Annotated in this window: 18 protein-coding genes, 1 tRNA gene and 1 pseudogene; 13 read left to right on the top strand and 7 right to left on the bottom strand. The window is 58.0% G+C overall.

Annotation, left to right across the window (positions count from 1 at the left end; genetic code table 11):
- Positions 1-3: 3 nt before the first annotated feature.
- From OOZ48_RS01200 to OOZ48_RS01185, 4 genes are all read left to right on the top strand, one after another.
- Complete coding sequence (locus tag OOZ48_RS01200) at positions 4-669, top strand: cupin domain-containing protein (RefSeq protein WP_269494843.1); 666 nt, start codon at positions 4-6, stop codon at positions 667-669.
- Between the two features lie 2 nt (positions 670-671).
- Positions 672-1,814 carry a flavin monoamine oxidase family protein gene (locus tag OOZ48_RS01195; RefSeq protein ID WP_269494840.1) on the top strand — a complete coding sequence of 381 codons (1,143 nt, stop codon included), beginning with the start codon at positions 672-674 and terminating at the stop codon, positions 1,812-1,814.
- On the top strand, positions 1,811-2,842 hold the full coding sequence (locus tag OOZ48_RS01190) for an alcohol dehydrogenase (RefSeq protein ID WP_269494837.1): 1,032 nt from the start codon (positions 1,811-1,813) through the stop codon (positions 2,840-2,842). Before OOZ48_RS01195 ends, OOZ48_RS01190 begins: the two co-directional genes overlap by 4 nt.
- A gap of 81 nt (positions 2,843-2,923) precedes the next feature.
- Positions 2,924-4,417 carry a multicopper oxidase family protein gene (locus OOZ48_RS01185; RefSeq protein ID WP_269494834.1) on the top strand — a complete coding sequence of 498 codons (1,494 nt, stop codon included), beginning with the start codon at positions 2,924-2,926 and terminating at the stop codon, positions 4,415-4,417.
- Positions 4,418-4,464: 47 nt separating this feature from the next.
- Here the strand turns inward: OOZ48_RS01185 and OOZ48_RS01180 are convergent, their stop codons facing one another.
- The 3 genes from OOZ48_RS01180 to OOZ48_RS01170 all read right to left on the bottom strand — a co-directional run bounded on the left by OOZ48_RS01180 (position 4,465) and on the right by OOZ48_RS01170 (position 7,811).
- Positions 4,465-5,871: a Cu(+)/Ag(+) sensor histidine kinase gene (locus OOZ48_RS01180; protein WP_269494831.1), complete on the bottom strand. Its 1,407-nt coding sequence runs from the start codon at positions 5,869-5,871 to the stop codon at positions 4,465-4,467.
- Between the two features lie 3 nt (positions 5,872-5,874).
- Entirely contained in the window at positions 5,875-6,558 is a 684-nt protein-coding gene (locus tag OOZ48_RS01175; protein WP_269494546.1) for a heavy metal response regulator transcription factor, read from the bottom strand.
- Between the two features lie 218 nt (positions 6,559-6,776).
- Entirely contained in the window at positions 6,777-7,811 is a 1,035-nt protein-coding gene (locus tag OOZ48_RS01170; protein ID WP_269494543.1) for a YVTN family beta-propeller repeat protein, read from the bottom strand.
- 440 nt (positions 7,812-8,251) lie between these two features.
- Here OOZ48_RS01170 and OOZ48_RS01165 point away from each other — a divergent pair, with 440 nt between their 5' ends.
- The 8 genes from OOZ48_RS01165 to OOZ48_RS01130 all read left to right on the top strand — a co-directional run bounded on the left by OOZ48_RS01165 (position 8,252) and on the right by OOZ48_RS01130 (position 16,042).
- Positions 8,252-8,503: a DUF2933 domain-containing protein gene (locus OOZ48_RS01165; protein ID WP_269494540.1), complete on the top strand. Its 252-nt coding sequence runs from the start codon at positions 8,252-8,254 to the stop codon at positions 8,501-8,503.
- 12 nt (positions 8,504-8,515) lie between these two features.
- A complete protein-coding gene (dsbD, locus tag OOZ48_RS01160) occupies positions 8,516-10,486 on the top strand; it encodes a protein-disulfide reductase DsbD (RefSeq protein ID WP_269494537.1) in 1,971 nt (656 codons plus the stop codon).
- A gap of 105 nt (positions 10,487-10,591) precedes the next feature.
- Positions 10,592-11,200 (top strand): M23 family metallopeptidase, encoded by a 609-nt coding sequence (locus OOZ48_RS01155; RefSeq protein ID WP_269494534.1) that lies wholly within the window; start codon positions 10,592-10,594, stop codon positions 11,198-11,200.
- 254 nt (positions 11,201-11,454) lie between these two features.
- Positions 11,455-13,293: a copper resistance system multicopper oxidase gene (locus OOZ48_RS01150; protein ID WP_269495384.1), complete on the top strand. Its 1,839-nt coding sequence runs from the start codon at positions 11,455-11,457 to the stop codon at positions 13,291-13,293.
- On the top strand, positions 13,290-14,495 hold the full coding sequence (locus tag OOZ48_RS01145) for a copper resistance protein B (RefSeq protein WP_269494532.1): 1,206 nt from the start codon (positions 13,290-13,292) through the stop codon (positions 14,493-14,495). Before OOZ48_RS01150 ends, OOZ48_RS01145 begins: the two co-directional genes overlap by 4 nt.
- Positions 14,496-14,571: 76 nt before the next feature.
- A complete protein-coding gene (locus OOZ48_RS01140) occupies positions 14,572-15,081 on the top strand; it encodes a cupredoxin domain-containing protein (protein ID WP_269494529.1) in 510 nt (169 codons plus the stop codon).
- A 4-nt stretch (positions 15,082-15,085) separates the two neighbouring features.
- Positions 15,086-15,559, top strand: a complete 474-nt coding sequence (locus tag OOZ48_RS01135) for a c-type cytochrome (protein ID WP_269494526.1) — start codon at positions 15,086-15,088, stop codon at positions 15,557-15,559.
- A gap of 66 nt (positions 15,560-15,625) precedes the next feature.
- Positions 15,626-16,042: a DUF411 domain-containing protein gene (locus OOZ48_RS01130; RefSeq protein WP_269494523.1), complete on the top strand. Its 417-nt coding sequence runs from the start codon at positions 15,626-15,628 to the stop codon at positions 16,040-16,042.
- Between the two features lie 17 nt (positions 16,043-16,059).
- Here OOZ48_RS01130 and OOZ48_RS01125 read toward each other — a convergent pair whose 3' ends face one another.
- Positions 16,060-18,309, bottom strand: a complete 2,250-nt coding sequence (locus OOZ48_RS01125) for a heavy metal translocating P-type ATPase (protein ID WP_442867503.1) — start codon at positions 18,307-18,309, stop codon at positions 16,060-16,062.
- A 484-nt stretch (positions 18,310-18,793) separates the two neighbouring features.
- On the opposite strand from OOZ48_RS01125, the pseudogene OOZ48_RS01120 reads away from it, so the two are divergent.
- Positions 18,794-18,994, top strand: a pseudogene (locus OOZ48_RS01120) (tyrosine-type recombinase/integrase); the annotation flags it as partial.
- A 16-nt stretch (positions 18,995-19,010) separates the two neighbouring features.
- Here the strand turns inward: OOZ48_RS01120 and OOZ48_RS01115 are convergent.
- From OOZ48_RS01115 to OOZ48_RS01105, 3 genes are all read right to left on the bottom strand, one after another.
- Positions 19,011-19,086, bottom strand: a tRNA-Asn gene (locus OOZ48_RS01115).
- Between the two features lie 38 nt (positions 19,087-19,124).
- Positions 19,125-20,747 carry a DHA2 family efflux MFS transporter permease subunit gene (locus OOZ48_RS01110; protein WP_269494520.1) on the bottom strand — a complete coding sequence of 541 codons (1,623 nt, stop codon included), beginning with the start codon at positions 20,745-20,747 and terminating at the stop codon, positions 19,125-19,127.
- The gene (locus OOZ48_RS01105) at positions 20,744-21,928 is read right to left on the bottom strand and encodes an HlyD family efflux transporter periplasmic adaptor subunit (RefSeq protein ID WP_269494517.1); all 1,185 of its coding nucleotides are present in this window, start codon (positions 21,926-21,928) and stop codon (positions 20,744-20,746) included. Before OOZ48_RS01105 ends, OOZ48_RS01110 begins: the two co-directional genes overlap by 4 nt.
- Positions 21,929-21,930: the final 2 nt, after the last annotated feature.

Genomic DNA, 21,930 nt, shown 5'->3' with positions numbered 1-21,930 from the left:
GCAATGCTCGTTAATTCAGATTTCTCGCAGCGTGCTGTCGTCACACCACACCAGTATGAATGGGTGGCCTCGCCCCAGGCTGGCGTCGAGCGGATGATGCTGGATCGCGTGGGCGCCGAGAAAGCCAGGGCCACCAGCATCGTGCGCTATGCGCCCGATTCCCGTTTTCCTCGCCATCCGCACCCGGGTGGCGAGGAAATCCTGGTGCTGTCGGGTACCTTCTCCGAAGACGACCAGCACTACCCGGCGGGCTGGTACATGCGCAACCCGCCCGGTTCCAGTCACGCGCCGTCGAGCCATGAGGGCGCGATCATTTTCGTCAAACTGTGGCAGATGCCGCCGAACGAGAGCCGCAGCGTGCGCATCGACACCAACAACCCCTCCAATTGGCAACTGCAAGGTGACCGCGAGGTCTGCCCGCTGTTCTCGGCCGATGCCGAGCAGGTCTGTCTACAGCGCCTGGCCGCGGACGATACCTTGTTCTCCGGCCCGGTGGATGGCGCCGAGTTGCTGGTGCTGGCGGGCAGCCTGGTCGCGGACGGCCGAACCTATGCGCGCGGGAGCTGGCTGCGCTTGCCCGTCGGCGACGCTCCCCATTTCACCGCCGGCGCGCAAGGCGTCACACTTTACCTCAAGACCGACCATCTGCTGAATGTGGTGGGAATCTGACCATGCGAACCCCACGCATCGCCATCGTTGGCGCGGGATTGAGTGGCCTGTACGCGGCCTGGCTGCTGCACCGCCAGGGTATTTGGGATTACCTCGTCCTAGAGGCGCGTGACGTCCTAGGCGGCCGCATCGCCTCCTTCGACGCCCCCGCCGATGCAAGTTCGCCGGTCAAGGACCTGAATCGGTTTGACCTGGGGCCAACCTGGTTCTGGCCGGACTACCAGCGTGAGCTGAACCAACTGATCCACGAGCTCGACCTGGAACGCTTCGCGCAGTATGAGGCCGGAGACATGCTGGTCGAGCGCAGCGCGAGCGAAGCGCCCATGCGCATGCGCGGCTATGCGAACGTGCCCACATCCATGCGCCTGCTGGGCGGCATGGGTGCGCTGATCGACGCGCTGCGCCGCGAACTGCACCCTGAGCGGATCGTCACCAATCAGGCCGTGCGCCACCTTCGCCGGCTGGATCAGTGCATTGAACTCGACAGCGAGGACCCCTCCGGCCAGGTCATGACTTGGCAAGCCGAGCAGGTGCTGCTGGCGTTGCCGCCTCGGTTGATCGCTCACGGCATGACGTTTTCTCCACCCTTGCCGGAGACGCTCACCTCCGAGTGGCGTGAAACAGCGACCTGGATGGCGCCGCACGCCAAGTACATCGCCGTTTATGAACAACCGTTCTGGCGCGAACAAGGCCTGTCTGGTGAAGCCCGCAGCATGCTCGGCCCGCTGGGTGAGATTCACGACGCCTCCATGCCCGGTGGCCGCTCAGCGCTGTTCGGCTTCTTCGGCGTGCCGGCCCCGGTGCGCCAGCGTGCATCCAGCACGGTGTTGCGCCAGCATTGCCGGGCGCAGTTCGCACACCTGTTTGGGCCACAGGCCGCCACGCCGGTAGCGGACACGATCAAGGATTGGGCGTTCGATCCCTTCACCGCCACGGCTGATGATTTGCACAGCGGTGGCCAGCATCCCCATACGCCTGCCCCCACGGCGGCTTCCGGCCCGTGGCGACATGGCTTGATCGGTATCGCCAGCGAGTGGTCGCCACAGTTTCCGGGCTATGTCGCGGGTGCCATAGAGGCTGCTCGCCTGGGCGTGCAGGGGTTGACCGAGCGGACTCTGTCTTTGCCTTTGGAGCCCTGTCCATGAAGACAACCTATCGCGCTATGCAGGTCACGACACCCGGCGTTTTGGAACTGGTGGAGCGTCCCATCCCCGAGCCTGCTGGCGCGGGCGAAGTGCTGATCGCGGTCGAAGCCTGCGGCATTTGCGGGGCGGACGCCTCCGACATCGAAGGGGCCGACCCGAAGCTGCGGCCGCCGCGTGTGCCCGGTCATGAAGTCGTCGGTCGCATCGCCGCGTTGGGCGCGAGCGTGCCGGCGCGCTGGCGGATCGGCCAGCGTGTCGGCGTGGGCCGCCTGGGGGGCCATTGCAACGAGTGCGAACAGTGCCGCCAGGGCTTGTTCCAACTATGCCGCAACCAGCCCTTTGTGGGCGCGTCCTGTGACGGCGGTTACGCCGAGAGAATGATTGCGCGCAGCACCGGGCTGGTGTCCATTCCCGACGAACTGAATGCCGAGGAAGCCGCCCCCATCCTGTGCGCGGGGCTCGCGACCTTCAACGCGCTGAAGAAATGCGGGGCTGAGGCGGGTGATCTCGTCGCCATCCTCGGTATCGGCGGACTGGGCCACATGGCGGTGCAGTACGCCCGCAGGATGGGTTTCAAGGTCGCGGCCATCGGGCGTGGCCAGGGCATTGCCGAGGACGCGCTGGCACTGGGCGCTCATGTCTACATCGACACTCGCCAGGAAGAGGCCGCCGACGCGCTTAGGCGCTTGGGCGGGGCGATAGCCCTCATCACCATGATCAGCGACCCGATAGCGGTTACGGCCGCACTGGGGGGCTTGGCGCCGCAGGGGCGGTTGGTGGTGCTCGGCGCGGGCAAGGATCCGCTGCCGGTATCAGCCGGCTTTCTGGTCGGCGGCGAACGCAGCGTCCTGGGTTCGATCACCGGGTCGCCTTACGAGAACGAGAAGACGCTGCACTTCAGCGTGCTGAGCGACGTACGGCCATTGATCGAGACGCTGCCGCTGGAGCGCGCCAACGAGGCTTATCAACGGATGCGCTCGGGCGACGTGAAATTTCGCATGGTGCTGACGATGGGCGGGCCGCACTGATATGAGCATCAACTTGACTGGCCGCCTGGGCGGCCCAACCCGATAGGAACAGAGCATCCTCAATTCCGGAGGCGATAGCCTATGACACTCACACGTCGTTCGTTTTTAACTGGAGCCGTGCTGGCGGGAGGTTCGTTGTGGGCGGCCTCATCGCTATGGAGGCCAGCTAGTGCTGCTGAGCCGAGGCAACTGCGGATTCCCGAATTGATCGACGCCCGCGATGAGAGTCAGTCGATAGCACTGACCGCGCAGCTTGGCAAAACCTCCTTTTTCCCTGAGCGCGAAAGCGTGACGCTAGGGTATAACGGGAGTTATCTTGGCCCGACGCTGCGTGTCCACCGTGGCGACGAGGTCGAGATGGCCGTCACGAATGCTCTGGGCGAGGATACGACGGTTCATTGGCATGGCCTGCTCATTCCGGGGGAGCTTGACGGGGGCCCCCACCAGACCATCCGCCCGGGATCTACCTGGCGACCGGTGCTCCCCATTCGTCAGCCCGCGGCCACGCTCTGGTATCACTCGCATGTCCATGGCCGCACCGGAGAGCAAGTCTATGCCGGGCTGGCGGGCCTTCTGATCGTTACCGATGACGATGAGCGGGCGCTGGGGCTGCCATCAGAGTATGGCATCGATGATCTGCCCTTGATATTGCAGGATCGACAATTCGAGAACGGTGCTCTCGTACTGCCTCAGGGCATGATGTCGGCCATGCACGGGCGCCGAGGCGATACTCTGATAGTCAATGGGACCGTCAACCCGGTAGCACGCGTGCCTCGTGGCCTGGTTCGCCTGCGCTTGGTGAACGGCTCCAATGCTAGGGAATACGATCTCGCATTCGCGGATGATCGACCCTTTCACTGGATTGCTTCAGAAGGTGGTTTGCTCGACAAGCCGGTCGTGCTTCGCTCCCTGCGGCTTGCGCCGGGCGAGCGAGCGGAAATCCTGGTTGACTTTTCAGATGGCCGGCCAGCCACACTCGAAACCGGGCCGGATGGCAATCTCTCGATGATGACGGGAATGATGAAGGGTGCCGCAAACCTGGTGAAAGGGATCGGGCGGGAGACGGTCATCCGGTTCGAACCTCAAGGAAAAATCGCGCTTGAATCCAAGATGCCGGAGAATCTGCTTGTTTATGAGCGGCTGGATGAGTCAAAGGCGGTTCGGCGTCGGCGTTTTGTCATGAACATGGGGACGGGGAGCATGATGGGCGGCGGTCCTTCCATGGGAGGCATGATGCGTGGTGGAATGGGAATGTTCAGCATCAATGACCGTGCCTTCGATATGAAACGGGTTGACGAGCAGGTACGCCTTGGTGACACGGAAATCTGGGAGGTTTCCGGAGAGATGATGGCGCATCCGTTTCATATACACGGTGTCCACTTCGAAGTGTTGGGTCGTAACGGTTCGGCTCCCGGCATTCGTGACCAAGGGCTTAGGGATACGGTCGTCGCTCAGGAACCGGTCGAGCTCTTGGTGAAATTTACTCAGACGGCAGCGGCATCCCCTTTCATGTACCACTGCCATATCCTTGAACATGAGGATAACGGAATGATGGGGCAATTTGTTGTCAGCTGATGCAGCTGCGCCTGCCGTGATTCATCGTGATAGGTAGGCATTGATGCTCAACAGCCGACCGCTGGCAGACTGATTTTGAATTCCGTGGCTTCAGAGGTGGAGCTTGCCTGGATCTTGCCGCCATGGGCCTCCACAATAGATTTGGCTATCGCCAGCCCCAGACCCGCTCCTTCTATGCTGCGTTGACGTGAAGCATCCATCCGGTAAAACCTTTCGAAAATTCGGTCAAGGTGTTCCGCAGGAATGACGGGGCCCGGATTCTTGACGCGTATCGTCGCGACTTTCTCGCTCGACTCCAGGATCACGTTGATGGTGTGTCCTGCCGGTGTATAGCGAATAGCATTGGATAACACGTTGCTCAGCGCTCGGCGAATCATCAGCCTATCCCCTTGCACGTATATCTGTTCGCCGGAGAGTTTCAGGTCCACCTCACGCTCTTCAGCCCATGCGCCAAAGTAATCGAAGAGATTGCGCATTTCGGCCTCCAAGTCAATCTTGACGAGTTCGGGCTTGAGCAAATTGTTGTCTGCTTGCGCTAAAAATAGCATGTCGCCAACCATTTTTGCCATACGTTCGTACTCTTCGAGGTTGGAGTACAGAACCTCGCGATATTGCTCGATGCTGCGTGACTGAGAAAGAGCGACTTCAGTCTGTGTCTTCAGATTTGTGATCGGCGTCCGTAATTCATGCGCAATGTCCGCAGAAAAGCCAGATAAACGCTGAAATACATCCTCCAGTCGTTCGATCATCTCATTGAATGAAATGGACAGTTCCACTAGTTCTGCCGGCACTGTGTGAGGTTCCAGCCGGATATGCAATTGATCGGATTTGATGTTTCGTATTTCTCGGCTGATTCGCCGAATGGGGGCATGTCCTTGATGGACAGCCAGCCAAGTGGCCAGAATTGCAATCAGGCAGGCAACGGTCGTTATGAGGCGAAGATAGGTGCGAAAGCTCTCCAGATAGTGCAAATGGAAGTTGATGCCCGTTGCAACTGCGATAGTGAATATTTTCTCTCCAGCAGTGCTGTCTGACGTGGTATGTAGAACGGCTCCTCGGAATGTTTCCCCATGATCTTGCCATGTCCCGACAGTTTCGATGGAAATCTTCTGGACGGGTCGGGAAATTTTCGCGAAACGACCTAGATCTGACCCAGGTGAGGCATAAATCTGCACACCGGTTCCAGAGGAAATGTAATATTGCGCGTTGTGGTGCCCGGATACTGCGGTAGCAAACCGTTCTTTCAGGTCTTCAGGCGTGGCATTTTGAGGTAGTGTGGCTAAGGTATGCTGTAGAACTTGAACAACGGCATTGAGTTCATCGACATCCTGCTGGATGAAATGCTCATTAATGGACCGCTCAATCATCCAGCCGAAGGTGAGGAGCACGAATGTAATCACAGCCCCTATTGAGACGGTGAGCCGTACTGCCAAGGAAGCGGGGCGTCGAGCCATCTGTCAGCCCGGGAGAGTGACATCCAGCATGTAGCCCATGCCGCGTACCGTATGGATAAGCTTGGGCTCGAAGTCGTCGTCGATTTTTGCGCGCAGGCGTCTTATTGCGACATCAATGACATTCGTATCGCTGTCAAAATTCATATCCCATACCTGGGACGCAATGAGCGACCGAGGCAATACCTCACCCTGACGACGAACCATAAGCTCCAGCAGTGCGAACTCTTTGTTGGTAAGGGTGATGCGTCTCTCCTGGCGCTCGGCACGACGGCGTGGGATATCAAGGACGAGATCAGCGACCTGCAGCTTGTCTTGAAAAGCGGAAGCGGTGCCGCGACGCAGCAAGGTACGTACGCGCGCCAGCAGTTCCGAAAAAGCGAATGGCTTGACCAAGTAGTCATCAGCGCCAAGCTCCAGCCCTTTTACGCGATCTTCCACGCTGTCTTTCGCCGTCAGAAAGAGCACGGGCGTAGAGGACTTCGCATCCCGAAGCGCCTGTACGATTCGCCAGCCGTCCACATCTGGCAACATGACATCCAGAATGATCAGATCGTACGCACCCGTAAGCGCCAAGTGGTGTCCATCAAGGCCGGTACGGGCCAGATCCACAATAAATCCGGCTTCTGTCAAGCCTTGACGGACATAGTCTCCTGTTTTGACCTCGTCTTCGACCACGAGCAGCTTCATGGCTGGACACCTCCCTTCATCAACATTACGTGGATGACTGTAATCCTACCGTACTGTCGTGGACATGACATAAGCATTACATTTATGTAATGCCCATGCCGTTCTGATGAAATGGATCCACCATTTCGCAATCGCAATATTTGCCTTTTTGTAGAACGGAGGTCGGTTTGCAATCCGCATTGGCTGCGCGATAAGCTTGCTCGCATACCCTCCCCCGGTTAAGGGAGGCTACGATATGTGATCCCGTTGGGATTGGGTCCGACCTGGTAGGTGGCAACCACTTTTTTGGTGCCGACATCGATCGCGCTCACGCTATTGTCAAGGGTGTTGGTGACGAAGACATATTTTCCGTCTCCGCTCGCGACTACCCCATGGGCGCCTTTGCCCGTCACCACCGTCCCGATCACGCTTTGGTTTTGGGTGTCGATGACCGATATCGTATTATCCGGCTTAGTGTCGCTTCCCTGGTTGGCCACAAACATCGTATCGCCGGCGCCGGCATACAGCTGGATTGGGCCACGGCCGACATTTATCTGGTTGATGGCTTTTCTTGTAGCAATATCGATGACTGCGACGCTGTTCTCATCTCGCAATGAGACATACACCTGCTTGCCGTCCTTTGTGAATGCCACTTGCACGGGCGCTCGTCCAACAGCAATTCTGGCTGTTTCCTTGAGGGTTTTAGGATCAATGACGGACACAGAGTTATCGCTGACATTCGCGACGTAAAGTTCGCGTCCATCCGGGCTTAACCGCAGGCCGTGAGGATAAGCGCCGGTGGCAATTTCAGCGGTAAGTTTCCCTGCTTGGGTGTCCACGACGGACAATTGGTTTGCATCCGCATTCGTGATATAGGCGTAGCGGCCATCCGGGCTGGTGACGACATGAGCAGGATGGTCGCCTGAAGGCAGCGTTTTCAGCGTTTTATCAAGTTGATCTACATCCAGGATCAGCAGGCCGGCATCCCCATGGCTGTCGATGCTGACACCATGCCCATTACCATGCCCACCTCCTTCCGTTTTTGCTGTGCCGACAGCGAGCAATGTTTTTCCGTCAGGAGCAATCTGCACATTGTGGGGTATGACGCTAATCTGAGTCGTTTTTACATCACCTGTGCTTAGCGTGATTTTGCTAATGGATCCGTCTCCTTCATTAGCGCTATACACGACTCCGTTAGGAAGGGATGAAGCGTGGACCATGCTGGCGGAAAAAGCGAGGGTGACAGCCAGAAGAATGGGACGAAGTTTGAGCATGATGCCTCCAACATAGACAGGAAAAGAGAACCTGCTTGCTGACCAAGTACCAGAGCGAAAGTCTTACCTTTCGGACGAGATCAAGCGAAGCAATATCAATGCGACACCGGCGATGCCCTTGCATCGTAGCGAAGAAACTTCGACCGACGGGTCGGAGTTCTTCACAACAGGGCCGATAGTCGAAACTATATGGTTTCGCTTCTGACGTAACTATTACCCTGAGATTACATATTTGTAATACATGCCCCTGCAATGTATGCAAGGTGCTGCATTGCCTGGAGTTTCAATGGAATTTCAAGAAGCTCAGGAGTGCAATATGAAGATGACAAAGATGTAATGTCGAAGCAATCCGCCTGACAGGTATGGATCGCTATAGTGGTGTCATCGTTGGATATGTAAATTAGCTCTGGCGAGCATTCAGGCAACAGGAGTTTCGAGAAATGAAATGCGATATGAAGACTATGTTGAAAGGTGGCCTAGGGTTGGCTGTGCTGGTTGCGTTGGCTTACGCGGCGTTACCGACTGCGCGTGAGTGGATTGCTGCCGTAAGCCCCTTTTTATTCTTCCTGATCTGTCCGTTGATGATGCTCTTCATGATGAAGGGAATGCAATCATGCCATTCCGAGCATAGCGGAAAGAAAAACGAACCCGCGCCGGCACCGGTTCCTGAATCGACCAAACATTCCGGATGATGAGTAGTTGAAGTGACATCGATCCGTTCTTTATTAGCCATGCTAGTGCTGGCACTGGCATGGTTGCCTGGCGTTGGTGCCGCACAGTCCTTTGAAATGTCGGCGGGTTCCACGAGTATCGTGGCATCGGCGCCTACCCCTTCAGCCAGAAGCGTCTTCGATTCGCTACGAGGCTGGTTTGGTGGCGAGGATTCCGACCAGGAGTTGTTGCCGCCGGACGAAGCGTTCAAATCGTTCGCAAGCGCAAGCAGTCCCAATACGCTGGTCGTCACGTTGGTAGCAGCCGAGGGCTACTATCTTTATAGGGATCGAATTATCTTCGATCTGCGAGACTCGTCGCCGGACGTCTCGATCAAGGGCGTTGCGCTACTTCCCGGGCAGGTCAAGGACGACCCCACTTTCGGGCAGGTCGAGGTCTATTACGGATCCGTCCAGATTCCAATTACGTTGAATAGAAGCAGTGGGTCGGCAGTCAACACGCTGGATCTACGAGCTTCTTATCAGGGCTGTAACGATCCGACTGGCGTTTGCTACCCCCCGATAGAGAAAACACTGTCTGTGGCGCTCGTGGACAACAGCCAACTCCCTGCCGCTCCAGATAGCCCCATTGTTGTTGCGTCAGCGCAAAGTGGGACGAGCAACAGCATTCAGCAGAGTGCCATCAAGGCTCCTGTATCGGAGACAAGCCTTGTAGGAGAACTGTTCGCCCAAGATAATGCGTGGGCTCTCATTGCTGCATTCTTTGGCTTTGGGCTGGTATTAGCGTTTACTCCCTGCATGCTGCCCATGATACCGATCCTGTCGGGAATGATTATTGGACAAGGGCGTTCCATGAGCCGCCGCCGTGCCTTCGGTCTTTCCTCGGTCTACGTGCTGTCGATGGCCGTCACCTATGCGATTGCAGGTGTGGCTGCGGGGCTGGCAGGCACGATGCTCGCGGCCTATCTGCAAAATCCATGGGTGTTGGGAGCCTTCGCCGCCATCTTCGTGCTGCTCGCCCTGTCAATGTTCGGCTTTTATCAGCTCCAGATACCAACTTCCATTCAAAGTCGTCTGACAAGCGCAGCAAACCAATCTGCAGGTGGAAAAATTCTAAGTGTATTTGTGATGGGCGTATTGTCCGCCATCATCGTCGGGCCTTGCGTTGCGGCGCCGTTAGCCGGTGCGCTGCTTTACATTGGGCAGACCGGGGATGTCGTGTTGGGCGGCGTTGCGCTGTTCTCGCTAGCTATAGGAATGGGGGTTCCGCTTCTGATCTTTGGCACGACAGCGGGTGCGCTTTTACCTAAGGCTGGTCGGTGGATGAAATCCGTGCAGCACTTTTTTGGCGTCACGATGCTTGCTGTTGCCATCTACATGATTTCGCCAGTCATACCTTCCGTTGTCCATATGAGCTTATGGGCCGCTTTGCTCATCATAAGCGCGATGTACCTGAAGACGTTGGAGCCGCTGCCTGATGATTCGCCCGGATTTGCGAGATTTGGCAAAGGGGTAGGATTCATTGCTTTAGTTTCTGGCCTCGCCCTGCTCGTCGGGGTGTTATCAGGGGGCAGCGATGTATTGCAGCCGTTAGCAGGCTTACGGACGGGTAGCGTTGCAGTCGCACAGACGAATAGTTCGCCCGAGCTCCAGTTTAAGAAAATCACGAGTCTGGCTGATCTGGATTCGCAGGTAAAGGCAGCTTCGGGGCGTTATGTCATGCTCGACTTCTGGGCTGACTGGTGCATATCGTGCAAAGAAATGGAGCGCTTCACGTTTACGGATATTCAGGTGAGAAATCGTCTCAAGGATGTCGTTTTGCTTAAGGCGGACGTGACTGCGAACAATGCGGACGACCAGGCATTGCTTAAGCGTTTTGGGCTGTTCGGCCCGCCCGGAATTATCTTTTTCGATCGACAAGGAAAAGAAATCAACTTTCAAGTTGTTGGGTTCCAATCCTCAAGAAAATTTCTAAATTCTTTGAGGGCGGCGATTCCACTTTGATTTCTGTTCTTTCGATGGCGGAAAAGTGATAAGCAATGGAACCGTCATTTGACAACCCCGGCATGATTCACGCCTGCTCCGAGCTACAAAAGGTGAGTCACACTCTTGCAATTCAGTTATTTTCTATATGACATGCATCCTAAACTAAAAAGCTTGCTTCTCATTTTTGGTTACCTTGTGACGAATGCCGTTATGGCATCGGAAGTTAGGCAGACATCCATCGCTGAAGGCCCTGTTTACATATTGGGTAAACACTCTCATAACCAAACTCCTCGACTTGAGAGCTTGCAAAAGATGTTTCTTGATACGCCACTTATCGAACACCTGCGTATCAATTCAGGTTTTGGCTACCGACTTCATCCCTTATCGGGCGAGTGGGCTGGCCATCAAGGTCTTGATTTTCCAGCCCCTAAAGGTACGCCTATCCGTGCAACTGCTCGGGGGAAGATCTCCTTTATTGGAACGCAAAGCGGATATGGAAAAGTGATCTTCGTCGAGCATAACTATGGTTATTCCACGGTCTATGCGCATCAAAGTCGTTTTAAGAATGGTCTAAGAAAAGGGGTCAGGATAGAAAAAGGACAAATCATTGGGTATGTTGGTTCAACCGGAGTATCCAGTGGTCCTCATTTGCATTATGAACTGCGCGTCAATAATCGGCCAGTAGATCCCATCCAAGAAAAGCAACAACTGGCCTCGTATGTCCAAAGATGAAGCTATGTTTGTGCGGTATGAAGGTAGGAATGAAAGTGAGGTTTTGGCTCGTTCTTCTTTGACTTGGGATAGGGCTGATCCATTGATTACAAAAAAGTAATCAGCCTGTCATTAGCCTGACAGCCGTACTTGCTTAAAGTTAAGTAATGGTGTCTGTCGTTTTAATCTTCGACAGGCAAATTTCAACAAAAAATCAATCCACAGGATTCTCACGCGTGAAACGTCTGCCTACGCTAGCTGTTCCCGTACCGTTCATGCCTCGCCGCCGCTTTGTTCAAGGGTTGGCAGCGGGCGGTGTACTGCTTGGCCTGTCGCCTTATGCCCGTGCCGTTGGTGCGCAGTCAACTCGCACTAGTACAGGTTCCGCCCAGATACTGGTCGGCACCGAATTTAATTTAGAAATTGGCGAGTCGCCCGTCAACTTTACCGGTAATCCAAGAATCGCCACGACCGTGAATGGTTCGCTACCTGCGCCCACCTTGCGTTGGCGCGAAGGCGATACGGTCACTATCCGGGTGAAAAATCGTCTGAAGGAAGCCACCTCCATCCATTGGCACGGCATTATCCTGCCGTATCAGATGGACGGCGTGCCAGGGATCAGCTTTGCGGGAATCCCGCCGGGCGAAACCTTCACGTATCGGTTCAAAGTGCAACAAAGTGGCACCTACTGGTACCACTCCCACTCGGGCATGCAGGAGGCCACCGGAGTCTATGGGGCGATCATTATCGATCCTGTGGACGGAGAACCCATACGGACCGATCGTGAGTACGTGGTTCAGCTATCTGACTGGACCGACGAGGATCCCATGCGGGTGTTGGCCAAGCTCAAGATGCAAGGCGACTACTACAACTACAGCCAGCCCACCGCCGTGGATTTCTTCCGAGACGCCTCGCAGATGGGCCTAAAGGCCGCCATCGACAAGCGCAAGATGTGGAATGAGATGCGCATGAGCCCAACGGATTTGGCCGACCTGTCTGCCAATGTGTTGACCTATCTAATGAACGGCACGACGCCTGCGGGCAACTGGACGGGTCTGTTTCAGCCAGGAGAGCGTGTGCGGTTGCGTTTCATCAATGGAGCCGCCAACACCTTCTACGATGTGCGTATTCCCGGTCTTCAATTGACTGTGGTCCAAGCCGATGGCGTCAATGTCGAGCCGGTTACTGTCGATGAGTTCCGGTTCGGTCCGGGGGAAACCTACGATGTGCTGGTGCAACCGAAAGATGATGCCTACACGGTTTTTGCGCAAGCCATGGACCGTACAGGCTACGCCCGCGGGACGTTGGCCGCCCGCGCAGGCCTGGAAGCACCCGTACCAGGCCTTGACCCCGTTGAATGGCTGACCATGGCGGACATGATGGGTGCCATGGGAGCTGGCGGCATGGCGGGCATGAGCCATGGTGCGGCTGGCCAGCCTTCGATGGGTGGCATGAACCACGGCGGCATGGCCGCAATGAACCACGGCAATATGGCTGCGATGACCCATGGCGGGATGCAGGGCATGCAGGGAATGAATCATGCAGGCATGGCCGGCATGAAGCACGGCACCATGCCGGCGGCCGGCGCCAGCGCCCAGGTGCGCCATGCCAGAACGGAATACGGGCCGAGCATCGATATGCGGGTAGACATGCCGCGCACCAACTTGGACGACCCAGGCATCGGCCTGCGCAGTAGTGGCCGACGCGTATTGACATTGTCCGATCTGCATACCGTGGGCGGGCCAATGGATTCGCGCGGCGCAGAGCGTGAAATTGAGCTGCACCTGACTGGAAATATGGAGCGCTACGCCTGGTCATTCGACGGGGTGGAGTACGGAAAATCGACGCCGATTCATTTCAGCTATGGCGAACGGGTCAGAGTCATATTGCACAACGACACCATGATGACGCACCCCATGCACTTGCACGGTATGTGGAGTGAACTGGAGACGCCGGACGGACAGTTCCAGGCCAGGCGGCACACGATTCCGGTGCAGCCGGCTCAGCGGATCAGCTTTTTGGTGACGGCGGATGCCCTTGGGCGCTGGGCATGGCATTGCCATCTGATGTTGCACATGGACGCGGGGATGTTCCGCGAAGTGGTGGTCGCATGAAGAATATGAACAATCCGTTAGGCATTCTGGTTATGAATAGTCAATTGAAGAAGAAGTTTCTTGCGGCGACCATCATTACAGCGGGGATGACGCCCATGCTTGCCTACGCACAGGCGGATGGGGGCCATGCCGGCCACGCGCCGGAACCTTCCAAGGCAAGCGCACCGGCGATGGCGCCAGGCATGAATCACGGCTCCATGAACATGCCCGGCATGGATCATGGTTTGATGGATATGTCGGGCATGAATCACGGTTCGATGGTCACGTCCGGTATGAATCATGGTGCAGAGCAAGCTCCAGCACAAGGCCATGACGCCATGACGGCGCCGATGAAACGGGCTGAAACGAGCAAAGGTTCTTCCGCCATGTCGGGGATGACGCACGGCCAGCCGAGCTCCAGTGCGCCAGCCTCCGTCCACAATATGGACGCCATGGACCACGGTGATATGCAGATGCAAGGCGGTTCGGCACCGCCGGATGCCCGTGACCCGGATGCGTATTCCGATGGTTACGTGCGCAATGCGGGCAAGTATGCGTTGCCACCCTCAGAAAAGTTGATCATGTCCGACATGCACAACTTCGGCTCCGTGTATTTCGACCGTCTGGAGTACGTCAGGGCACGAGGCGAAGAATGGGCTGCCTATGAAGGTGAGGCTTGGTATGGCAGCACCTATAACCGTGCCGTGATCAAAGCCGAGGGCGAAGTGGCGAGCGGCAAGCTGCAAGAGTCCAAGACGCAATTACTGTGGCGTCATGCGGTGTCAACATTCTGGGACACAGAGCTGGGTGTGCGTTTCGATCATGGTCAAGGAGCGCCAAACCGGGAATGGTTGGCATTCGGCTTCAAAGGACTGGCACCTTACTGGTTTGAAATCGATGCTACCGCTTATGTTGGTCCGAGCGGCCGCACTGCTCTGGGGCTAAAGGCGGAATACGACATCTTGCTGACTCAAAAGCTCTACCTTCAACCGAGCGTTGAAATGAATTTTTATGGCAGGGACGATGAGCGTTGGGGCATTGGCAGCGGCTTGACAGACGGCACGGCGGGCTTGCGTCTTAAGTATGAAGTCACGCGTCAGTTTGTCCCGTACATTGGCGTTGAATGGTCCAGCAAATTCGGGAAAACAGCGGATTATGCGCGAGCAGCAGGCGACTCCAAGCAGGAAACCCGTTTTGTGGCCGGCTTGAGCTTTCGATTTTGATGCCGCCTGATACCTTTTCACATGAGCGGCTTAAAACGGCTGCCTGCCAAAACAATCTCTTCAATAGACAATTCACATGAAAAAAACCCTTTCTATTCTGGCTTTGAGCATACTTCCTGCCTTCGCACTTGCAGCGGGCAATCATGCTGGCGGGCATGGCGCACCGGCGCATGGTATGCCTGGTCACGACATGTCTACGATGTCCAAGGCATCTTCGCCAACAGGCCAACCGGGCGACCCAGCCAACGTGACCCGAACCATCGAGCTGACGATGGACGACACCATGCGGTTTACGCCTGATGAGATCCAGGTGAGTGCTGGCGAGACCATTCGTTTCTTTATCAAAAATACCGGCAAGATTCCCCATGAGATGGTGATCGGATCCATTGCTGATTTGAAGGCCCATGCGGCCGAAATGCAAAAAATGCCGGGGATGCAGCATGCCGAGCCGAATATGATCACCTTGGGCCCCGGCAAAATCGGCGGCCTGGTATGGCAGTTCGATCAGGCGGGCACTGTGGATTTTGCCTGCCTGATACCGGGCCATATGGAGGCCGGGATGCTTGGCAAGGTAAAGGTCAGTTGATCCAATGTTCCAGAAAAGGCTGATTTTTTGGGGGGCAGGCGTCGTCGTCATCGGCGCGGCCGCCATCCTTTACAGTACGATGCGGCCAACAGGCCCGGCATTCATTGACCCTGCGGATCAGTCTCTGGTGATTCAAGGCAAGGCGATCTATGCGAACAATTGCGCGGCTTGCCATGGCGAGTCGCTGCAAGGACAGCCCAACTGGCGCGAGCGCATGGCCAATGGCCGGTTGCCCGCGCCGCCGCACGATAAGACAGGCCATACTTGGCATCATCCCGATGCGATGTTGATCGATATGGTGAAAAACGGTTTAGTTCCAGGCAAGACGGCACCACCGGGTTACCAGAGCGATATGCCCGCGTATGGTGCGGTGCTGACTGATGAGGAAATCATTGCAGTGTTGGCTTATATCAAGAGCACTTGGCCACCCAAGGTCTTGCAGGCCCAAAAAGAAGTGACTATGCAACGGCGCGATTAGAGCAGTGCCCGCTATTGCGGTGCTTGCGACCATCCAATCAACCTATTCGATCACGGAGCTTTGCTTATGAAAATCTGGCTAACCGCTGCCGCTTTGGCGGCAGCTTCTACTTTTGCACATGCGAGTCAAAACGTCATCACCGTCTATCAGGATCCCAACTGTGGCTGCTGTTCAGGCTGGGTCGAGCATATGCGGGACGCAGGCTTTGAGGTAAAGGCCATCAAGACGACCGACATGGTTTCGATCAAGCAAAAACTTGGCGTGCCGATGAACCTCAGTTCGTGTCACACGGGCGTCGTGGACAGTACAGGGCAGATCATTGAGGGGCATGTGCCTGCCCGCGCCGTGCATAAGCTCTTGGCGGATTCCTCGGTCAAGGGCGTTTCCGCCCCTGGCATGCCTTTGAACTCTCCTGGAATGGGTATGCTCGACGGCAACCTCGTTACCGTCGATTTTTCCGGCAGACCCTTTTCCAGGGATTAGCGCTTACCGGAGGCCTCTTATACCGATTTTCGCAGCCTGAGAGCGTTAAACACCACCGATGCCGAACTCAAACTCATCGCCAGGGCGGCGAACATCGGGGAAAGCAGCAGGCCTACGAACGGATACAGGACCCCGGCGGCCAGCGGCACACCCAGCGCGTTATAGATGAACGCAAAGCCCAGGTTCTGCTTCATATTGCCAATCGTTTTTTCGGACAAGTGGCGGGCAATGGAAATACCGCGCAAGTCGCCTTTGACGAGCGTGACCTGGGCGCTATTCATGGCGACGTCAGTGCCGGTGCCCATGGCAATGCCCACATCCGCCTTGGCCAGGGCGGGAGCATCATTGACGCCGTCGCCCGCCATGGCAACAATCCGGCCTTGCGCCTGAAGCTTGCTGACCAGCTCCAGCTTGTCAGCCGGTTTGACCTCGCCGTGCACTTCATCAATGCCCAGTTGCCCGGCTACGGTTTTGGCGGTAGCGACACCGTCGCCCGTGGCCATGATGACGCGAATCCCGGCGTTTTGAAGTTCCCGCACGGCTTCGGGTGTGCTTTGTTTGATCGGATCCGAGACGGCCAGCAAGCCCAGCAGCCGGCCGGCGGCCGCCAGATACATGACGCTCGCGCCTTTGGCACGTAATGATTCGGCAGTCTCGGCCATGGCACCGACATCCACGCTTTCCAGCTCCATCAGTGCCGTATTGCCCAGGACGAGACGTTGGCCGTCCACCTGTCCGCGCACGCCGATGCCGCTGCCGGATTCGAAGTCATCAACGGTGCCGAGGCTCAGCCCGCGTTCGCGCGCGGCGTTGACGATCGCGTCGGCAAGCGGATGCTCGCTGCCCTGGTCCAGGCTTGCCGCCAGGCGCAGCACTTCGTCGGCGGACAGGTCGCCGGCGGGAACGGCTTGCTCGAATGCCGGGCGCCCCTCGGTCAGGGTGCCTGTCTTGTCGACGATCAGGGTATCGACCTTGCGGAGGTTCTCGATGGCCGCCGCGTCGCGAAACAGCACGCCTTGCGTGGCGCCACGGCCAGTGGCCACCATGATGGACATGGGCGTAGCCAGTCCCAGGGCACAAGGGCAAGCGATAATGAGCACGGCGACGGCGTTGATCAAGCCATACACCCAGCTGGGTTGCGGGCCCACCAGCCCCCAGACAATCAGGGTAAGAATGGCAATTGCCACAACTGCCATCACGAAGTATCCGGCCACCAGATCCGCCATGCGTTGCATCGGTGCACGAGAGCGCTGCGCCTGAGCGACGAGCTGAACAATTTGCGAAAGCACGGTGGCCGAGCCGACTTTTTCAGCTCTGATCACTAGGGCACCGGAGGTATTCATGGTCGCACCGATCACCTTGTCGCCGGGGCGTTTGCTGACCGGCAGCGGCTCGCCGGTGAGCATGGATTCATCCAGGGAACTGGCGCCTTCTTCCACCATTCCATCGACAGGCACTTTCTCACCGGGACGCACCCGCAAGCGGTCGCCTTCATGGACATGGGCAAGGGGGATGTCTTCTTCCGTACCGTCCGCGTTGATTCGGCGGGCTGTTTTCGGAGCGAGTCCCAGCAACGATTTGATGGCCGCAGAGGTCTGGGAGCGCGCACGCAGTTCGAGCATCTGGCCAAATAGCGTGAGCGAGATGATGACCACCGCCGCTTCGAAGTAGACGGCGATCCGGCCCATGGACATGAAGGTCTCGGGAAAAACGTCTGGCGCCACCGTGGCCACAACGCTGTAGATGAAGGCTGCGGCTGTACCTAGACCAATCAGCGTCCACATATTGGGGCTGCGGTTTATGACCGATTGCCAGCCCCTTGTAAAGAACGGCAGGCCAGCCCACAGTACGACCGGGATCGACAAAACCAGCTCAATCCATGTTTGGGTGGCCATGCTGAACCAGCCGAGTTGGGGGCCAAACATGGCCAGTACTGTCACGATGACCGTGAAGGGTAAGGTCCACCAGAAGCGCCGCGAAAAATCCTTCAGCTCTGGGTTGTCGTCTTCCAGGGTGGGCATCAGTGGTTCTAGCGCCATGCCGCATTTCGGACAGCTTCCGGGATGGTCTTGCCGGATTTCCGGATGCATCGGACAGGTGTAGATCGTGCCGGGCGCGGCTTCTTGAAAAGTGGCTTCGTCCTTCCTTTGCGGGGCGATGAACTTTTCAGGATCGTGCTTGAATTTTTCCAGGCACTTCGTACTGCAAAAATGGAAATGCCTGCCTGCATGCTCAAGATGATGGGGCGAATCTTTTGTGACGTGCATGCCGCATACGGGATCTGTCAGCCCGAAGGCTTGGGCGGAGGGTTCCGCATGGTGGTGCTTATGTTGCGAAGGTGAGTTTGTTGTATTTACCACGATGGCCTCTGTTGCAAGACTGGACGGTGGAATCACGAAGCCGACATTGCCCCATGACGTAACCAGTTTAGTTGCGTCATGACATACATAGCTTGATCTAATCTGACAATATGATTACCCGTCAATTACGTTTTTGTCATCTTCGGGTAAACGATTCTGATAGCTTACGTAATATTGAGTTGAAGCAAGAGCGGCCCTCGTGAGCCCCCAATGCAATTCGCGCACGCATCACATCTCGCTGCGTGGCGGTCTTGCGTGCGATCAGCGACAGCAGTTCTTGTCTTTCTTTCTTGCCAGCTTCACTGGCGTTACGGGGCGGCCTCGATTCATCCAGCCATCGTACGTACGGGCCGCTAATTATTCAAAATATTTACAGGATGTTGTACTAGCCTGGGTAAGCTGGCACGTCCAGCGTGGCACGCCGCTCATGGTGCTGAAAGAGCTGGGTGGTTGGGAGAAAATCGAGATGGTGCAGAAGTACGCCCATCTTGCTCCGAGTCATGTGGCCGTCCACGCCAACACGGTCAATTTTTGGTCAAGATCGGAACCAGAAATACAAGCGCCACCGGCAAGGGTGGCGTTAAGCGCTTGATATTTATAGTGTTTCTTGGCTCCCCGACCAGGGCTCGAACCTGGGACCTGCGGATTAACAGTCCGTCGCTCTACCGACTGAGCTATCGGGGAACTGCAAAGAAGCGAAACTATAGCATAATTTTTTTCGTCTAGTGCGCCCCGGACCCGCCGCCGGACAGGTTCTGGACTGCGGATTTGGGCTTGGCCATCCAGACCAGGCCGATCAGCACCAGGAACAGTATCGCCGAGGCGTAAAAGATGTCGGTGGCCGACATGGTGTAGGCCTGCTGGCTGATGGCATTGTCGATCAAGGCGGCGCCCTGGCGGCTGCTCAGGCCCAGTTGGTGCAGGCCGCTCATCACCTGGTCGAAGGCGGGTTCGCCCGGCCGCGCCACCTCGGTCATGCGGCTGTGGTGCAGCGTGGCGCGATTGTCCCACAGCGTGGTGGTGATCGAGGTGCCGAAGGCGCCGCACACCAGGCGGGCGAAGTTCGACAGGCCGGCGGCCGCCGGGATGCGGTCGGCGCTCAATCCGGACAGGGTCAGGGTCGTCAGCGGGATGAAGAACGTGGCCATTGCCGCACCCTGGATGAAGGTCGGCAGCATGACGGCATACAGGTCGACCTGGGTGTTGAATTGCGCTCGCATATAGCTGATCAGGGCGAAGATCAGGAAGGCCACGGTGGCGATGAGGCGGGGATCGTGCTTGGCCAGCAGCTTGCCGACGATGGGCGACAGGATGATGGCCAGGATGCCCACGGGTGCCGAGGCGATGCCCGCCCAGGTGGCCGTGTAGCCCATGGTGCTCTGCAGCCACAGGGGCAGCAGCACGACGGTGCCGAAGAACACGCCGTAGGCTACCGACAGCGAGATCACGCCGGCGGTGAAGTTGCGTCCGGCAAACAGCGTGAGGTCGACGACGGGGTGGCGGGCGGTCAGTTCCCAGATGACGAAATACACGAAGGTCACGACCGACACCACGGCCAGCAGGCAGATGAAGGGGCTGGCGAACCATTCCAGTTCCTTGCCCTTGTCCAGCAGCAGTTGCAGCGCCCCCACCCACACCACCAGCAGGATCAGGCCGGTGCGGTCGATGGGCAGGCGCACGCGGCGCGAGTCGCGTGCCTTGTAGACCTGCCAGGCTCCCCAGCCGGCCAGCAGGCCCACCGGCACGTTGATGTAAAAGATCCACGACCAGGAATAATTGTCCGAAATCCAGCCGCCCAGCAGGGGGCCGGCGATCGGGCCGATCAGGATGGTCATGGACCACATCGCCAGCGCCATCCCGGCCTTGGCCTTGGGATAGCTGGCCAGCATCAGCGATTGCGACAGCGGGATCATGGGGCCGGCCACCGCCCCTTGCAGGACGCGAAAGAACACCAGCGATTCCAGCGACCAGGCAAAGCCGCACAGCCAGGAACTGAGCACGAAGAGCAGCACCGACAGCACGAACAGCCGGACCTGGCCGAAGCGCTGCGTCAGCCAGCCGGTCAGCGGCACGGTGATGGCGTTGGCCACCGCAAACGAGGTGATGACCCAGGTGCCCTGCGTGGCGCTCACCCCCAGGTCGCCCGCGATGGTCGGGATCGACACGTTGGCGATCGAGGAATCGAGGACGTTCATGAACACTGCGGCCGACAGGGCGATGGTGCCGAACGTGCGGGCGCTGCCTTCGAGGGGCGGGTATTCGCGTGGCGCTTGCGCGGGGGCCGGCGCGACGGGCGCCGCCGCATCGCCGCCCGGCGGGCTCACCTGGGGCGAGGGTTCGCTCATGATCCCAGGTTCTCGCGGATGATGGATTCGACCAGCGCGTCGACCTCGTGGCCGTCATGCGTGTAGGCGGTGGTGCGCTGCGGCTCGAGTCCGACGGGCGCGGTGTCGTCCGCGGACCCCGACAGGGCGACCTCGACCTGCATGGACAGGCCCACGCGCAAGGGATGGGCGCGCAATTCCTCGGGATCGAGCCGGATGCGCACGGGGATGCGCTGGATGACCTTGATCCAGTTGCCGCTGGCGTTCTGCGCCGGCAGCAGGGAAAACGCGCCGCCGGAGCCGGCCGATATGTCGACCACGGTGCCGTGGTAGGTGACGGCGCTGCCGTACAGATCCGAGGTGATGGTGGCCTTTTGGCCGGGCTTCATCGCGTGGATCTGGTTTTCCTTGAAGTTCGCCTCGACCCAGACGTCCTCCAGCGGCACGATGGTCATGAGGGGGGTGCCGGGCTGGATGTGCTGGCCCAGTTGGGCGGTGCGTTGGGCGACCATCCCGTTCACCGGCGCGACGATACGGGTGCGCGCCTCGGCCAGCCAGGCCTTGCGCACTTGGTCGGCCGCATGCAGGACGTCGGGGTGGGTAGCCACCGTGCTGCCTTGGGTCAGCGCCTGGTTGGTTTGCAGCTTGGCGCTGGAGGCGGCGTAGGCGGCTTGCGCTTGTGCGATGCCGGCCTGGGCGGATTTGACGGCGATGCGGGCATGCAGCAGTTCCTCGCCGCTGACCCCGCCCGAGCTGCCGAGCGCGCTGCGGCGCTGCAGGTCGCTTTCCGCCTTGTTGAGCACGGTCTGCGCCTGTTCGATGTTGGCCTTGCGCATGGCGACCTCGGCGGCCAGGGCGTCGTTCTGGACGAACAGGGTCCGTGTGCGGCGCACGGTCTGGGCCAGCGCCGCCTTGGCCTGTTCCAGGGCAAGGCGCGTGTCGCTGGGATCCAGCGTCAGCAAGGCGTCGCCCTGGTGCACGCGCTGCGTGTCCTCGGCGTCGATGGCGACGATGGTGCCGGGGATCTGCGAGGTGACCTGCACCAGGTTGCCATGCACGTAGGCGTCGTCCGTCGATTCGTAGCGGGCGGCAAAGACGAACCACCAGGCGGCATAGAGGGCGCCGATGAGGGCGAAGATCAGCGTGGCGATCAGCAGCAGGCGCTTGCGGGGACTCTCGGAGAATAGTGGGGTGGCGGTCATGA

It is taken from the genome of Castellaniella sp. S9 (assembly GCF_027257175.1).
In the GTDB taxonomy this organism is placed as follows: domain Bacteria; phylum Pseudomonadota; class Gammaproteobacteria; order Burkholderiales; family Burkholderiaceae_B; genus Castellaniella.
The sequence above is the reverse complement of the archived record's forward strand: the minus strand, read 5'-3'. Positions and strand labels throughout refer to the sequence as shown.

What these genes read in the sequence shown, in the direction of transcription:
- OOZ48_RS01125 (WP_442867503.1), bottom strand. Translation starts at nt 18,309, where the DNA reads ATGCACGTCACAAAAGATTCGCCCCATCATCTTGAGCATGCAGGCAGG.
- OOZ48_RS01165 (WP_269494540.1), top strand. Translation starts at nt 8,252, where the DNA reads ATGAAATGCGATATGAAGACTATGTTGAAAGGTGGCCTAGGGTTGGCT.
- OOZ48_RS01145 (WP_269494532.1), top strand. Translation starts at nt 13,290, where the DNA reads ATGAAGAATATGAACAATCCGTTAGGCATTCTGGTTATGAATAGTCAA.
- OOZ48_RS01135 (WP_269494526.1), top strand. Translation starts at nt 15,086, where the DNA reads ATGTTCCAGAAAAGGCTGATTTTTTGGGGGGCAGGCGTCGTCGTCATC.
- OOZ48_RS01185 (WP_269494834.1), top strand. Translation starts at nt 2,924, where the DNA reads ATGACACTCACACGTCGTTCGTTTTTAACTGGAGCCGTGCTGGCGGGA.
- OOZ48_RS01140 (WP_269494529.1), top strand. Translation starts at nt 14,572, where the DNA reads ATGAAAAAAACCCTTTCTATTCTGGCTTTGAGCATACTTCCTGCCTTC.
- OOZ48_RS01110 (WP_269494520.1), bottom strand. Translation starts at nt 20,747, where the DNA reads ATGAGCGAACCCTCGCCCCAGGTGAGCCCGCCGGGCGGCGATGCGGCG.
- OOZ48_RS01190 (WP_269494837.1), top strand. Translation starts at nt 1,811, where the DNA reads ATGAAGACAACCTATCGCGCTATGCAGGTCACGACACCCGGCGTTTTG.
- OOZ48_RS01200 (WP_269494843.1), top strand. Translation starts at nt 4, where the DNA reads ATGCTCGTTAATTCAGATTTCTCGCAGCGTGCTGTCGTCACACCACAC.
- OOZ48_RS01130 (WP_269494523.1), top strand. Translation starts at nt 15,626, where the DNA reads ATGAAAATCTGGCTAACCGCTGCCGCTTTGGCGGCAGCTTCTACTTTT.
- OOZ48_RS01105 (WP_269494517.1), bottom strand. Translation starts at nt 21,928, where the DNA reads ATGACCGCCACCCCACTATTCTCCGAGAGTCCCCGCAAGCGCCTGCTG.
- OOZ48_RS01150 (WP_269495384.1), top strand. Translation starts at nt 11,455, where the DNA reads ATGCCTCGCCGCCGCTTTGTTCAAGGGTTGGCAGCGGGCGGTGTACTG.
- OOZ48_RS01170 (WP_269494543.1), bottom strand. Translation starts at nt 7,811, where the DNA reads ATGCTCAAACTTCGTCCCATTCTTCTGGCTGTCACCCTCGCTTTTTCC.
- OOZ48_RS01175 (WP_269494546.1), bottom strand. Translation starts at nt 6,558, where the DNA reads ATGAAGCTGCTCGTGGTCGAAGACGAGGTCAAAACAGGAGACTATGTC.
- OOZ48_RS01180 (WP_269494831.1), bottom strand. Translation starts at nt 5,871, where the DNA reads ATGGCTCGACGCCCCGCTTCCTTGGCAGTACGGCTCACCGTCTCAATA.
- OOZ48_RS01195 (WP_269494840.1), top strand. Translation starts at nt 672, where the DNA reads ATGCGAACCCCACGCATCGCCATCGTTGGCGCGGGATTGAGTGGCCTG.